The sequence below is a fragment of the Methylobacterium sp. 142-1Y genome (genome assembly GCF_057747795.1).
In genome coordinates, this window is record NZ_CM173224.1 from 3,836,480 (window position 1) to 3,851,400 (window position 14,921).

13 protein-coding genes are annotated in these 14,921 nt (G+C 63.1%); 2 read left to right on the forward strand and 11 right to left on the reverse strand.

What is annotated here, in order from left to right:
* Positions 1-30 precede the first annotated feature (30 nt).
* Positions 31-912: a beta-keto acid cleavage family enzyme gene (locus tag AC3AOF_RS17565; RefSeq protein ID WP_488346026.1), complete on the forward strand. Its 882-nt coding sequence runs from the start codon at positions 31-33 to the stop codon at positions 910-912.
* A gap of 744 nt (positions 913-1,656) precedes the next feature.
* Here AC3AOF_RS17565 and AC3AOF_RS17570 read toward each other — a convergent pair.
* From AC3AOF_RS17570 to AC3AOF_RS17600, 7 genes are all read right to left on the reverse strand, one after another.
* Complete coding sequence (locus AC3AOF_RS17570; protein WP_488346027.1) at positions 1,657-2,571, reverse strand: DMT family transporter; 915 nt, start codon at positions 2,569-2,571, stop codon at positions 1,657-1,659.
* A 436-nt stretch (positions 2,572-3,007) separates the two neighbouring features.
* Complete coding sequence (locus AC3AOF_RS17575) at positions 3,008-3,424, reverse strand: aminotransferase class IV (RefSeq protein WP_488346028.1); 417 nt, start codon at positions 3,422-3,424, stop codon at positions 3,008-3,010.
* Complete coding sequence (locus tag AC3AOF_RS17580; protein ID WP_488346029.1) at positions 3,421-4,764, reverse strand: aspartate aminotransferase family protein; 1,344 nt, start codon at positions 4,762-4,764, stop codon at positions 3,421-3,423. The genes AC3AOF_RS17575 and AC3AOF_RS17580 overlap by 4 nt, the downstream gene beginning before the upstream one ends.
* Positions 4,761-5,189 (reverse strand): RidA family protein, encoded by a 429-nt coding sequence (locus AC3AOF_RS17585; RefSeq protein ID WP_488346030.1) that lies wholly within the window; start codon positions 5,187-5,189, stop codon positions 4,761-4,763. Before AC3AOF_RS17585 ends, AC3AOF_RS17580 begins: the two co-directional genes overlap by 4 nt.
* Positions 5,190-5,241: 52 nt before the next feature.
* On the reverse strand, positions 5,242-6,393 hold the full coding sequence (locus tag AC3AOF_RS17590) for a Rossmann-fold NAD(P)-binding domain-containing protein (RefSeq protein ID WP_488346031.1): 1,152 nt from the start codon (positions 6,391-6,393) through the stop codon (positions 5,242-5,244).
* Between the two features lie 76 nt (positions 6,394-6,469).
* On the reverse strand, positions 6,470-7,255 hold the full coding sequence (locus AC3AOF_RS17595; protein ID WP_488346032.1) for a HalD/BesD family halogenase: 786 nt from the start codon (positions 7,253-7,255) through the stop codon (positions 6,470-6,472).
* Positions 7,256-7,319: 64 nt separating this feature from the next.
* A complete protein-coding gene (locus tag AC3AOF_RS17600; protein WP_236989637.1) occupies positions 7,320-8,180 on the reverse strand; it encodes a 2OG-Fe dioxygenase family protein in 861 nt (286 codons plus the stop codon).
* A 1,096-nt stretch (positions 8,181-9,276) separates the two neighbouring features.
* Between AC3AOF_RS17600 and AC3AOF_RS17605 the strand changes: the two genes are divergently transcribed.
* Positions 9,277-9,501, forward strand: coding sequence for a hypothetical protein (locus AC3AOF_RS17605; RefSeq protein WP_236989635.1), 225 nt, complete (start codon positions 9,277-9,279; stop codon positions 9,499-9,501).
* A 273-nt stretch (positions 9,502-9,774) separates the two neighbouring features.
* Here the strand turns inward: AC3AOF_RS17605 and guaB are convergent, their stop codons facing one another.
* The 4 genes from guaB to AC3AOF_RS17625 all read right to left on the reverse strand — a co-directional run bounded on the left by guaB (position 9,775) and on the right by AC3AOF_RS17625 (position 14,869).
* Entirely contained in the window at positions 9,775-11,268 is a 1,494-nt protein-coding gene (guaB, locus tag AC3AOF_RS17610) for an IMP dehydrogenase (RefSeq protein WP_236989634.1), read from the reverse strand.
* A gap of 389 nt (positions 11,269-11,657) precedes the next feature.
* Positions 11,658-13,067: a flavin-containing monooxygenase gene (locus tag AC3AOF_RS17615; protein ID WP_488349010.1), complete on the reverse strand. Its 1,410-nt coding sequence runs from the start codon at positions 13,065-13,067 to the stop codon at positions 11,658-11,660.
* A gap of 77 nt (positions 13,068-13,144) precedes the next feature.
* Complete coding sequence (locus AC3AOF_RS17620) at positions 13,145-14,047, reverse strand: alpha/beta hydrolase (RefSeq protein WP_488346033.1); 903 nt, start codon at positions 14,045-14,047, stop codon at positions 13,145-13,147.
* Positions 14,048-14,050: 3 nt separating this feature from the next.
* Complete coding sequence (locus tag AC3AOF_RS17625; protein WP_488346034.1) at positions 14,051-14,869, reverse strand: SDR family NAD(P)-dependent oxidoreductase; 819 nt, start codon at positions 14,867-14,869, stop codon at positions 14,051-14,053.
* Positions 14,870-14,921 lie beyond the last annotated feature (52 nt).

Here is a 14,921-nt window from a genome sequence, read left to right on the forward strand (position 1 = left end):
ATGATGCGGACGAAATCACGGGAGGCACCGATGGCGGAGATCTGGATCGAGGCAGCCCTGAACGGGCCGTGGGGGCGCGAGCGTCAGCCCGGCATCCCGATCACCGTCGACGAGGTGGTGGCCGACGGGCTCGCCGCGGTGGCGGAAGGGGCGGCGATCATCCACGTCCACGCCTACGATCCCGAAACCGGGCGCCAGAACGACGCCTGGGAGACCTATGCCCGCATCATCGAGGGCATCCGGGCGAAGGCCGACGCGATCGTCTACCCGACGATCCCGCTCGCCGGCTCCGGTTATGCCGCGAGCGCGGCGACGCGCTACGCCCATACCGAGGAGCTGGCCCGGCGCGGCCTGATCGAGTGGACGGTGTGCGATCCGGGTTCGACCACCTTCCTGCGCCATGACGAGGCGTCCGACGAGGCGAGCGGCTTCCTCTACGAGAACCCGATGGCCGATATTCGCGAGGGCCTGCGCATCGCCCGCACCCACCGCATCCGCCCGGGCTACGCCATCTACGAGCCGGGCTTCACCCGCCTCGGCGCCGCCCTCGCGGCGCTGGAGCCGCGCCCGCCGGTGCCGGTCTACCGCTTCATGTTCTCGGACGAGTTCGCCTGGGGTTTCCCGCAGCGGCCGGGCTATCTCGACGCCCATCTGGCGCTGCTGGCCGAATGCGCGCCGGGATCGCCCTGGATGGTGGCGGGCCTCGGCGTCGACATCCTGCCGCTGGTGTCGGCGGCCGTCCCCCGGGGCGGCCATGTCCGGGTCGGGCTGGAGGACGCGCCGTGGGGATCCGCGCGGGGCAACCGAGCCTGGGTAGAGGCAGCGCGGCGGGCGATCGAGGCGGCCGGCGGGACGGTCGCGGGGGCCGCGGCGGTGCGTCGGGACCTGGCGGGACGGGACGGGGCGGGCTGAGGACCCGCTGCGCGAGCCGGCGACGGGGCTCGCGACATGACGCGCGCCGGGTTTCCCGAAGGCTCCCACTTCGGATGGAGCCATGACGCGGCGGACGGCCCCGCTTTTTGCTGTTGCCGCGCTCGGCCGCCGGTCTCGGCCACGATCGGCGTCGACGACGAGCACCGGGAGGTCCGCGGGTTCGAGCCGGGCGGGCTACACTCGGCGCGGCAAACAGCGGCCCGATCTGATCCTTGGCCTCACGCAGGCTTGTCGACCACAGTTCCAGCATCGCTTCGAGCGAGGCAGTCGACATCGCAAATTCCTGTCTCTCTCCATCGAATAGGGAACCGAACCTGCAAATGCAATTCTCGATCACTTCACGATCGCGCTGCAATCGTGAAGCTCTCTAGGCCTTTGATTTTGCCGCATTTTCTTCGATGAACCGGCATCCATTTCGTCGGACAATGCTCTAATGGCCAGGAGGCGCTTTTCACCGGCGTCAAGATGGCACCGGAGAGAATTTTGCTACCTCGCCGGCCTTTTTTCGGTCGCTTGTTGGGTTCCGTCGGGTGCGCTCCCGGGGCCGCAGAGGGGTTTTCAGCCGCAGGACGTTCTGGCTGACGCGCAACCAGTTCGAACAGACGATCGCGGACTTCGTCGTGATCGTTGCGGAGACGGAGAGGGTCGAGGCGATGATCGAGTTCGACGATGCAAGCTGCGATGCAGAGAAGGACAGGATCGCGCTGCACTGCTGGGGCCGGGTCAGTCTTCGGCGGGTAAAGGGGGTGAGAGCTTGCCGCTGTGCGATCGTGTCGTCAGCGTCAAAGCCGCGCTGAACATGATGATGACGCACCCGATCGTCGACTGCATGGAAGGTCGCTCGCCGAATGCGACGTAGCCGATCCCAGCGGCGTAGATGAGCGATACGTAGAAGAACGGTGCCAAGAAACTGGCCTCCGCCAGCCGTGCGGCTTGGATGACACAAGCTTGACCGACAACGGCGACAACGCCGACCGCCACAAAGAGCCAGACAATCTCAAGGCTCGGCATGATCATCACGGGCGCAGCGAAGATGCCCGCGAGCACCGAACCAGTCAAATTGCTGTAGAAGAGGATCGTTATTTTACTGTCATGCGTTTGGCTCAGCCACTTAACCCCCACGACTTCAGCACCCATAAAGGCAGCCGCAGCCAGTGCGACCAAAGCTCCCGTGCTGATCATGTTGAAGTCCGGCGTTGCGATTACGAGAGCCCCCAAAAGTCCCACGGAGGCGGCAAGCCAGCGCCGACCGATGATCGGTTCTCCGAGCGCAAAGGTTGCGATCACCATAGCGAAAATCGGACTTGTGAAACCGATCGCCGTTGCCGAAGCAAGTGGAATACTGCGGACCGCCTCGAACATGAGGGCGATGCCGCCGAGTCCCGCGATGGTCCGCCAGAGATACCGCGAGGGTGCCTCCACCAGCAACCGAGCCGGCTTTGACATTACGGCCGGCAAGAGCACCAGAGTTGCTATAGCGTATCGCCAGAATGTCACCTCCAAGGATGGGATATTTGCATGTCCGACGATTGCGATAAATTTTGCCAGTGCGTTCATCAGCGAGAACGCAAATGCGCCTGCGAGGATCCAGCACCCTGCCCGAAAGCGATTCGCGGCAACGACGTTATGAGTGGTCACGTATCTCACTCTTTCGGCATGATTTATGTCAAGTGTTTATTTTGAATAATGATCATACAACATGCAAGTCTCCTAAAACACAATACAATGACCTGTAGAACAATACCACGCAAGGATGCAATAAATTTTCGACGTCTTGAGACCACGCCTTCGAGATCGAACAATATTTCGCTACGCTCCGCATAGCCACGCCGGTTACCGGACTGCTTGTAGGCGCCCAAGAGCATCTGCATCCTGGCTTCGGTCGTCGATGTCGACGCTGCCCGCGCATCTCGACCGTCAGCCACCGCGCGCGACCGAGGTCGGCCGACTGGATATAGAAAACGAGATCGCAGACGATATCGTTGGCCATTTCCATCACCTCGTCTTCGCTCTCGTTGGAGGGAACGAACAAGACTGAACACAGGACCGAACCCAAGATCTTTTCGCGGGATCGTCATCGGGCCCTCCTCCTGCAGGAGGAGTCCGCCATATGGCTCGGGTCAGGATCCATCTTTGGAATTGGCTCGACGTCGGTCGACAGTGCAAAGCGGGTGGAGCGAGGATCCGGCACAACATCGCCCTCCTTCTCCCAGATCATAAGTCCAATATAAAGTTCCGTTCCAGAGGGGCGGTGGCGCACGCTCTCGATTGCGATGCCGAACATCTCGTCGACCTCGATCGCAGGCTCCAGTCCCAGGGCCAGAGTTGATTGTACACAGTGCGGGAAATGGCCCATGAGATCCGGTGCGGTACTCTCAAATGCACGAGCGCCGTCGAAAACCATAGCACCCAGCCACATTGCCTGGGTTGCAGGACCGACCGAATTCACATCTCCGCTTTGCAACCGGCCCTGGTACAACGCCCACCTCATGGCGGCGTCCCTTTGGCGAAAACTTGATGGATCGCATCCTTTAGTTTCGCAGCGATCTGCTCAAGTTGTTCGTCGGACGTTATGAAAGGCGGCGACAAGAGAATGTGATCACCACAGCCGCCAGGGAGGTTGCCGCCGCCAGGGTAGCACAGCAGTCCCCGCTCCATCGCCGCGGCCTTGATCCGCGTCGCGACAGCGCCGCCCGAATTGAACGGCTGCTTGGTTGCTCTGTCTTCGACGAACTCGACGGCCCAGAAAAAGCCCCTCCCTCTGATATCGCCGACATGAGCGTGCCCGCCGAGTGCCTCCCTCAAGAGTTGGCCTAGAACGGGGCCCCGATCGGCAACACGGCGAACTAGCTTCAAGCGATCGAGTTTTTCGATGACGGCGAGCGCGGCGGCGCACACTGTCGCGTGGCCCATATACGTTTGCCCATGCATGAAACTTCTGGAACCGGCCTCAAGGACGGAATGGACTCGAGAGGACACGACCATGGCGCCGACCGGCTGAAATCCCCCGCCTAATCCTTTCGCCACACAAACGATATCGGGCTCGACGCCTTCGTCATGACAGGCCAGCCAAGACCCGCAGCGCCCCATGCCGCACATGATTTCGTCGAGTATGAGGATAATGCCATGCCGGTTACAAATGTCACGAACGTGGCGAAAGTATCCGTCGACCGGAGGGACTGCGCCGATCGTTGCTCCGGCTACGGTCTCTGCCACGAAAGCGGCAATCCGAGTGGCTCCGACGCGTTGGATCTCCAGTTCCAACTCTGCAGCCAAACGCCCACCATATTCAGCATCAGTCTCGTCCGGCCGCTTATAGCGGTAGGGATAACAAGTCTGGACAAGGCTTCGATGGTCGTTCGAAAACCAGGGTGCGAAAGCAACCTTTCGATTCTCGAGGCCGCCGAACCCGAGAGCGCCCAATGTCGCACCATGGTAACTCAGGGTGCGTCCGATGACGTGCACGCGATGGGGCTCACCGCGCTCAAGATGATACTGCCGTGCCAACTTAAGAGCTGCTTCCATCGACTCGGAGCCGCTACTGAAAAAGAGGGCCGATCGAGCCCAGGGACCGCAGAGCCCGACCAAGCGATCGCCGAGTAATTCCGTCGCCTCACTGGTAAAAAAGCTTGAGTGAACGTAGGCAACATCGCGCATTTGCGCGAAAACTGCCGCCGCGATCTCACCGTCGCCATGGCCGAGGCAGGATACAGCTGCGCCTCCGCATGCATCGAGATATGTCCGGCCCTCGCGATCGTTCAAAAACACGCCTTTGCCGTTGGCGACAAGCGGGGGTTTGCGTCCCAGTGTTCGGTGCAGGATCGAGTTCATGCGCTCTGCCTCCAGCAGATACAGCGGCACGGTAGACGCCGCGACTCGCGAATAGCCACGCCGTTCACACGGAACCTTGCCCCGTATGGTAGCCCGGCAGCCTGTTCGACTGTGCGGGCAGGTCTCTTGCCGGAGCGGAATAAGCGGTTGTAGATCGCGCTGATCGCGGGAAGCTCGTCGAGCTCCGCAAGCGCCAGGCCGAGGAAAACCAGATCTTCGACTTCAAATCCTGCTGCACTGAGGACGGCAAATAGATTTAAGAAACTGTTGATAGCTTCAGCCTCGGTCGTACCGGCGCGATAACGTCCGAGCATGTCTACAGAAAGCTGACCTCCAATATAGCATATATCATTTATAACGACCGCATGGCTGATTCCAGCGCGGGACGGCGGCACATTTGGTCCGAAACTTATATGCTGGCGCACGGTATCTAAATCCGATTGGCAAATTCAGCATTTACGAGATTGATCGATCATCTCATTCACCGATCCGTCCGTGGGGGTATATCGTCGACCGCTTCTGATACGTAAGAATTTTCTTGTTTTGCACTGTTCCGCGAACGATCTCGGCTGCGTTTGAAAGAACCGGATTATGGAAAATTGCGTCGTGTCCGTCAGCAACGATGGGGAGGTAGCGCAGGACTTCGCGTGAAATTTGGAAAGTTGCCGCATCCCAAAGATAGGCTGGTGTGTGGTCGACGGCGCATATCGTCGCCTGCCCATACTCGTATGTCGGATGTTCGAAGCTTGTTGTACGGGAAAAATAAAATCCCATCCCAGGGTCGCAACTGATGTCGACGATTAAGCAACGATGGTCAAAAGCACCGAGATCACCTTCACGAACATACATGAGCGGATCTTCCGGATCTTGTTCTCCGCAATTGACGATAATATCGGCGGTCGACAAAACATCGACGAATGGCACAAGAGGTTCGTTTGAATTGGCAGGCTCGACACAACTCCCATGAGCTTCGTCACGAAAAATTTGCCGAAATGCGACCCCGGGCGGCCGCTCAGTCACCTCGCCGACGGGGCGTCGCGTATACACGGTGATGTTATCAAATCCGCGCGCAAGCAGCGCTTCAATCGCCGCTTGACCCGCAGAGCCGAACCCGATGACAATGACAGATTGTGAGGGGCCGTACAGGCCGTCGAGGCCCTTGAGACTGAGCGCATGCAGGATACCAGCATAACCCGCCAAACGGTTATTTCCGGAGAACACGTGCCTCGAACGTTTGGAGCCGATGCCTTTCATATTCTGAGTTTCGAACATCCCCTCGAAAGTCACAACCGTGTGGCGCCGAGCAATGCAAATATCTGCGAGATGCCCATAGAGCACGAAATGCAGCCATCCCCAGAGAATAGCTCCCGGCTTTAGAGCAAGAAGATCGCCCGGCATCGGCTTGGGCAGAACGGCGATGTCGCAGGAAGATAAAAGGCTCTCGCGATCCTCAAACGAATATCCGAGATCGGCGATTTTTTTGCTGTCTAACCCGAAGACTGACCCGTATCCTCGTTCCAAGGTGAGGCGCGACCGGAGCGCGGCATCGATATCTTTTAGATGGGAAGGATGAACGGGCATACGATGCTCGTTTTCTTTCAATGATGTACCCATAAGTGCGATCTTCATGGAAAATCTCCCCCTGGCTGAGGATCAGTGACACCGCGACGCCCACTCTCCGGAGCGTCGCGGTTCAGTCGACCAGTTAGAAATCGTAGATCGCGTCCATCGTCTCGTGGCCGTGTTGGCGCTCGAGATCGCGATGGCCCGCAAACGTGAAATTCAGAATAATTCTGGTCCCATCTCGCTCTAGCGGGTACGTACGATGTAGAGTTGTGTCGGTTGCAAAGAAATAAATATCTCCTGTTTCGTGCATGTAGGTCCGGATCGGATTTTCGACCAAGTGCCGGTGAACTTCAGGATTCGCCTTATTCCAGATGGTGTGGGGGACACATTGCAGCATACCGCCATGATCGATTGGCGGTGCCTCGACGATGAAGATCAATGCCCATTGGTAATCGCCCCAATGCCAACCATGCGTGTCGCCGATTTGATCCTGACGCGTAATGGTCATGCGCTCGTTGTCGAAATCACAATCCCGCACCGCGCTCTCGGCAATCCGGTCGAGCAGGCTGCGCAAACCGGGCAACCTGTAGAGTTCGCTGATGAATGGCGAAGCGTTGGAAATCTCGGTGTAATTGACAGTCCGCATTTTCCGCGGAGAGTTGTCGGTCGTCTGCACCTTGATGTCGATACGCCTAGACCGCGTTTCGGTGAGCGCCGTGACTTCATGGCGAAGTCGTGCCTTTAGTTCGTCTGTCAGAAGATTGGTCAGGCGAACATACCCATCACGCCGTAATTGCTGACGCATTCGCCAAATCGAGTCGGAGTCAAACACATTATCATAATGGCGAACCAACTCAGCATTGGCGATTGATGGCAACCCTGTCGAGTCGAGAGAAGTATTGCTCTGCTCACGTGCTTGAGACATGAAGTATCTCCAGTTTCATGCGAAAGTTGCTCGGCACTAACCGGGCCGACCATGCGGAAAGACGTCACACGTGGTGCTCTGCAAGAAGCGGAGTGAAGTCGATCAGAATGATCGACCGTTCGGCTGGCCGCGCCGGATCTTCAGCCCGGATCGAGCCGACGTGGTGACTGACGGCGGGGTCGTGGATTGCGTAGCCGGCATGCGCCTGTTCCAACGTGAACCGCGCGAAGATGTCTTTTTCTTCTAGTTCGTCGGGGTGGACGCCAGCGTGAATGGGCGCCGCAATAGCATTCTCTCCACCGATGCAATTCTCGCGACGAAACAAATGTGCGAATGTGAAACGCTCGCCATCTTGGTGCAAGTGATCGGGTGTCGAGAAGGCAGCGAGTTCACCTGGGGCTACCAACAGCTTGACAAGACTGATGCCGAGCTGATGCGGTTGACGCGCTTCGTACTCGTCCCAGAAGGTCCGTGCGAAGTCGCTCTGGACGAGATGCTGCAGGTAGCAGCCCGTGAGTACATCATGGCTGACCGCCCTGAATCTGCGACGTGTATCGGTGAAGCCAGGGTGGTAACGCCCCTGATAATATTCCGTCTGCGGATGTCCGTCCTCGCTGACGGCCGGCGGAAGCCACTCGACGCGCCGGTTCCACGGCATGAATACGCCGCGGGAATGTGCCCGAAACCGATTTGCGCCGCGACCGTACGGATCCTCCGGAAGGGTCTCGAATTCGGTTGCGAGGCGCATCAACGAACGTTGCATCGTGGCTTGGAGAAATAGGTCATCCGGGTGAATGAGGGTAAAACCGTCTCGCTCGAGAGCGCATGTCTGGACGTTACGGGATACGATAGCGGTATCGTCGACTGTTGGAATCTCGGCATCGGGGATTCGCAAAGTCAGACTCGAAAACGAGGCGGTGGTCATCGGATGAACTCCATCTTCTTACAGCCGCGCAGATACCACGAAGCATAGATTTGACATTAAATCATCGAACGATGCGAATTGCGACATGAAATACGATCGTTCTGGATATTTGACAAAGTGCAATCCATTAAATGATGAAATAATATAATGACGATGATTTTTTTATAAATTCCTGATAAAACTATACGACTAATTTTTAGTCACAGAGATGCCCTGGAGAGGGCCAGGCATTTCCTGTGCGACATCGCCGAGCGATTTCATTCGACAGGATGTCGCTTGTGATGATTTGCGCCTGCTGGAGAATGCTCGACATCATAGTTTCCCATTGTTGATGATCATGGGTTCTATCCAGCTGAGTCTCGGCTTTGCAGGCATGGCTGACGTTCGTCAGAACTAGCCTCGAATGCCGGTCGGGCGCGCGGATCCGGCCGGGGCCGGACCCCGACATGTCGTCTCTGCGCCAAGTTTTCGAGCTGACTGTCCCGTACCCCGCGATGGGCCGAGGATCGCGTTATGTTCGACATGGTTGTCAAACTTGACGTAGATGTCAATCATGAATTTTGCAGGTCACGCAAAATGATCGGCGCTTGGCAGTTCGATGAGCCGGCGGTCCTCGAAAAGGCGCTCGATTTGTTCGACCAGCAGGGGCCCGCGGTGACGTCCATCTCGGCTCTCACCCGGGCACGGCCGTGCAGCGCGGATCGCTCTGCAATGCCTACGGTGCCAAGGAGACCCTGTTCCTCAAGGCGTTCGAACTCTCTACGTCCCGGTTCCTTGGCGCAGTCCGGCTCAGTCTCGCCGGCACGGGCGCGAGCGAAATCCTCACCCGCCTCGTCGAAACGCGGAGTTTCGCCGTCGGGATGGAGGGGTCCCGCCGCGGGTCGACCGACACCGGTCATCGCACCTGCCGGCGCGCACGGCTCAACCCGTTGAACGAGGCCGGACTCGACCGGGTCCGATGCCGTCGAGGGTCCGGACGGGGCGATGAGGCAATCGAGAGAAAATGGGGCTCGGAGACGCTCCGGTGTCGGGAGGCGGGGAATTCCCAATCCCCTCTTTCGCCGGCACGACACCATGTTTTAATGTCGAGCCGACCATGCGGCCTCCGGATGATCGGACTCGCGAGGTCGGGGCCGGAACGTGTTGCCGGGCATCGGTGCCGCTCGACAATGCCGGTTGGCACGCAAAGCCCGACCCGGCGGTGCCCGAGGGCGTGCGGCTGGTCTACCTGCCCTACACGCCCGAACTGCAGCCGGCCGAGACGCTGCGGCCGCAGGTCGATGCGCTCGTCGTCAACCGATCCATCGCCAACTCCGGATGAACTGGCACGCGTGGTCGAGCAGCGCTGCGAGGCCTTGGGCGAGCGGACCGATATCATCCGCACGGCCCAAAGGCTTCCACCGGCTCCCCGACACCGCCGAGCCGAAACCTGAGCTGGACCAAACAACCGAAAATCGTGTCGGTCCATCTTCGATCGACCGACATCTAAAGATGAGGCTATGAGCGGGACAGCCGAACGTATCGATGAACCGACCTGCGGTACACCACACATGAAGCCAAAGGTCGTCGTCTTGCGACCTTTGAGATCAATCGATCACACCCGCCCCGGATAGTTCGGGCTCTCGCGGGTGATCGTCACGTCGTGGACGTGGCTCTCGCGCAGGCCGGCATTGGTGATGCGGATGAATTGCACCTTCTCCTGCATCTCCGGGATCGTCGGGGCGCCGACATAGCCCATGGCGGCGCGTAGCCCCCCCATGAGCTGGTGCAGCACCGCCGCGACCGGGCCCTTGTAGGGGACCTGGCCCTCGATGCCCTCGGGCACGAGCTTGTGGGTGTCGCTGACCTCGGCCTGGAAGTAGCGGTCGGCCGAGCCGCGCGCCATGGCGCCGACCGAGCCCATGCCGCGGTAGCTCTTGTACGAGCGGCCCTGGTACAGGAAGACCTCGCCGGGCGCCTCGTCGGTGCCGGCCAAGAGAGAGCCGAGCATCGCCACCGAGGCGCCGGCGGCGATCGCCTTGGCGAGGTCGCCGGAATACTTGATGCCGCCATCGGCGATCACCGGTACGTCGGCCTCGTTGCCGGCCTCGACCGCCTCCATGATGGCGGTGAGCTGGGGCACGCCGACGCCGGCGACGATGCGGGTGGTGCAGATCGAGCCCGGGCCGATGCCGACCTTGATGGCGTCGGCGCCGGCATCGATCAGCGCCTTCGCGCCCTCGCGGGTCGCGACGTTGCCGGCGATGACCTGCACGGCGTTCGAGAGGGTCTTCACCCGGCGCACGCTCTCCAGCACCTTGGCCGAGTGGCCATGCGCCGTATCGACCACGATCACGTCGCACCCGGCATCGATCAGGCGCTCGGCCCGCTCGAACCCGCCATCGCCCGTGGTGGTGGCCGCCGCCACCCGCAGGCGGCCCTGCTCGTCCTTGATGGCGTTGGGGTAGGCGACCTGCTTCTCGATGTCCTTGACGGTGATGAGCCCGATGCAGCGGTAGTGGTCGTCGACGACGAGCAGCTTCTCGATGCGGAACTGGTGCAGCAGGCGCTTGGCCTCGTCCTGGGTCACGCCCTCGCGCACGGTGATCAGCCGGTCGCGGGTCATCAGCTCGGCGACCGGCTGGCTCTGGTTGGTGGCGAACCGCGTGTCGCGGTTGGTCAGGATGCCGACGAGCTTGCCGCGCGAGCCGTTGGGGCCGCGCTCGACCACCGGGATGCCCGAGATGCCGTGGTGGCGCATCAGCCCGTAGGCGTCGGCCAGGGTCTCGTCCGGGTGGATGGTGATCGGGTTGAGCACCATGCCGGACTCGTACTTCTTGACCAGCCGCACCTGCTCGGCCTGTTCCGGCGGCTCGAGATTGCGGTGGATCACCCCGAGGCCGCCGTTCTGCGCCATCGCGATGGCCATCCGGGCCTCGGTCACCGTATCCATCGCCGAGGCGATGATCGGCATGTTGAGCCGGATCGTGCGGGTGAGGCGGGTGCCGAGATTCACCTCGGCCGGCATCACCGAGGATGCGGCGGGGCGGAGCAGGACGTCGTCGAAGGTCAGGCCCTCGATGATCGAATCGGTGCTGATGCGGGCCATGAACCAACTCCTGGTGCGTGCAGCACCCTTGAGAGAAACCGCGGGATCGGCGTCGCACGATGCGATCCGCCCGTCTTGAGTTGGCACCGGCCGATAGCACGCGTCTGTGACGGGCGCAAAGCGCTATCGCTGCAGCGCAAGCATGCGTCCCACGACTCTTGCGGCGGAGCGGTCCCGCCAAGCCGGCTCGATCGTACTGCGTCGTTGAAAGATCAAGCGCCTCCCCTCCCCCTTGTGGGGAGGGATTCGGGGGTAGGGGTGGTGCAGGAGGCACTGCCGAGGTCTATCCGGCACCACCCCCACCCCTGGCCCCTCCCCACAAGGGGGAGGGCAATGAGCGCGTTCTCACAACGGGTTGGCCATCAGAGGCGATATGTGAGCCCGCACGCTCACACCGGCGTCAGCACGAATTCGGACCAGTCCGGCGCCCGCATCGCCCGCTGGTAGGCCACCACCGTGCCGGGCCAGAGCGCGACGTTGCGCCCTTGCGCATCCTGGTACCAGCTGGCGCAGCCGCCCTGCTGCCAGATGCTGTCTGAGAGCCGGGCCTCGAGTTCGGCGAGGTCGCGCGCCTGCGCCTCCGGCGTCGGCTCGATCGCCGCGAGGTTGCGCGCCTTCATCTCGGCGAGGCAGGCGAGCACGTACTCGACCTGCGCCTCGATCATCAGCACAACGGAGTTGTGGCCCAAGCCCGTATTCGGCCCGAGCAGCATGAAGAAGTTGGGAAAGCCCGCAAGCGCCAGGCCGCGATGCGCCGCCACCCGCTCGCCCCAGGCGCGCGCCAGGATCAGCCCGTCGCGGCCGACCACCGGCACCCGGGCGAGCGAGGCGGTGACGTCGAAGCCGGTGGCCAGCACCAGAACGTCGAGGGGGTGGTGGCGGCCGTCCTGCATCGTCACCCCGTCCGGCGTCACCGTGCGGATCGGGTCGGTCTCCAGGGTCACGTTCGGCCGGGTCAGGGCCGGGTAGTACTCGTCCGAGAGCAGCACCCGCTTGCAGCCGAGGCGGTAGGGCGGCACGAGCTTCGCCCGTAAGGAGGGATCGGCGACCTGCTTACGCAGATGATGCCGGCTCGCGGCCTCGGCCAGCCGCGTGAGGCCCGAGACCCGGGTGAAGCCCAAGGCCGCCCGCGCCTCCCGGGTCCAGAACTGGACCGCGCGCAACAGCCGGCGCGCAGCGGGCAGCCGGCGAAACAGCGCCTGGAGGCCTTTGCCGATCGGCCGGTCGTTGCGCGGCATCACCCAGGGGGCCGTGCGCTGGAACAGGGTGAGATGCCCCACTTGCGGGGCGATGGCCGGCACGACCTGGATCGCGCTCGCCCCCGTGCCGATCACCCCGACGCGCTTCCCCTGAAGCGGGACGCCGTGGTCCCATCCGGAGGTGTGGAAGAGCGGGCCGAGATAGGTGTGCAGGCCGGGAATGGCGGGAATCGCCGGGTGGTGCAGGGCCCCCATGCCGGAGACCAGCACCCGGGCCTCCAGCGGGCCGCGCTCGGTCTCGACCCGCCACAGGGACCGCGTCCCGTCCCAGACCGCGCCGGTGACGGCGGTGGAGAGGGCGATGTGGTTCTTGAGGTCGAACCGCTCGACCAGCTCGCGCAGATAGGCGGCGATCTCGGGCTGGCCGGCATAGGTGCGGGTCCAGTCGGGCTTCGGGGCGAAGGACAGGGCGTAGAGATGGGCCGGGATGTCGCAGGCCGCGCCCGGATAGGTGTTCTCGTGCCAGGTGCCGCCGACCGCGCCCGCCTTCTCCACCACCAGCAGGTCGTCGATGCCGGATTGCCGGCAGCGGATCGCCATGGCGAGACCGGAGAAGCCGGCCCCGATCACCAGCACGGCGAGGGGCTTGTCCGGCCACGGCGCGGCCGACGATGCCGTCACCGGACGGCCTCCGGCACCCGCGCGTGGCTCTTCAGGAAGGCGGCGGCCTCGGAGAGGGAGCGGCGGGCCTCGGGCAGGAAGGTCTGGGCGAGCTGCCAGACATGCGGCACCACCGGCCAGACCGTCACGGCGGCGGAGACGCCCGCGGCCCTCGCCTTCTCGACGAAGCGCACCGAATCGTCGCGCAGCACCTCCCGGGCGCCGACATGGAACAGCAGCGGCGGCAGCCCGGCGAGATCGCCGCGCAGGGGCGAGGCGAGCGGGTCGGCGGGGTCGTGCCCGGCGAGATAGGCCTCGACGAGGTCCTGGAGCTTCGTCGGATCGAACATCGCGTCGCGGCGGGCGTTGCTGCGCATCGATTCGCCCTCGCCCAGCATGTCGGTCGAGGGCGAGAACAGTACCGCGGCGGTGGGCAGCGTCAGCCCGTCCCGGCGCGCCCGCAGCATCAGCGCGAGCGAGAGGTTGCCGCCGGCGGAATCCCCCGCGATGCCGGCGGGCCCGGCGGCCGCGAAGGCCGACCAGGCCGCCGCCGCATCGTCGAGGGCGGCCGGGAACGGGTGCTCGGGGGCGAGCCGGTAATCGGGGCAGAACACCCGGAAGCCCCGCAGCGCGAAGCCGCCGGTGACCGACCGGTGGGTGCGGGGCGAGCAGGCGATGAAGCCGCCGCCATGCAGGTAGAACAGGCGCGGGGCATCGGTTGCGAGGTCGGGGCGCTCGGCCCACTCGCCCGGGACGCCGCCGACGCTGCCCTCGCGAAACACGATGCCGGGCGGCTCGGGGAACTTCGCCTGGTTCATGAGCCGCCGCACCGCCGCGACGTCGCCGCCGGTGCGGGCGAATCTCGGCTTCACCTGAAAGCGGATGATCCAGTCGAAGACGTGGGCGCGCAGGCTCGGCATGCTCTACTCCATGGCGCGGGCGATCAGCGACCAGTAGCGCACCGGCATCAGGCGCTGGATCAGCGTGACCTGGGCGGCATCGCGCCCGACGATGATGCGAGGCTCCCGCCGGACGATGCCGCGCAGGATGCGCGCGGCCGCCGCCTCGGGGGACAAGCGCAGGTAGCGCTCGGCCGCGGCCTTGCCGCTCGCGACCGCGTCTGGGTCGAGGCGCGGGCCGGCGCGGGCGTTGCGGGCGATCGCCGTGGCGACGCCGCCCGGATGCACCACGCTGACCCCGAGGGTGGTGCCGGCATATTCGTGCCGCAGCGCCTCGGAGAAGCCGCGCACCGCGAACTTGCTCGCCGCGTAGGCCGTCTGGCCCGGCGGGGCGACGATGCCGTAGAGGCTCGACAGGTTGACGATCTGCGCCGCCGGCCGGCTCTCCAGCTGGCCTAAGAAGGCGTGGGTCATCCGCACCACGGCGCGGAAGTTCACGTCCATCAGCCAGTCGAAATCGCTGAGTTCGAGATCGGCGAAGCGGCCGGCCAGCGCCACGCCCGCATTGTTGACCAGGAGATCGAGCGGCCCGTGCCGGGCGGCGACCGCGTCGGGCAAGGCGGCGATGCGGTCGGAATCCGTGAGGTCGAAGCAATGGGCGCCGACCTCGCATCCCAGCGCCCGGATCGCGGCCTCGCTGCGGGCGAGGCCGTCGGGATCGCGGTCGACGAGAACGAGGCGGGCGCCTTTCCGGGCGAGGCTTAAGGACAGGGCCGCGCCGATGCCGCTGCCGGCCCCGGTGACCAGGGCCAGTCTGTCGTGCAGTGGAAAGGCGTCCGCCAACAGCTCGCTCCGTCCGGCCCCTGGCGATGGACATCGCGCGGGCAGGCCTTGA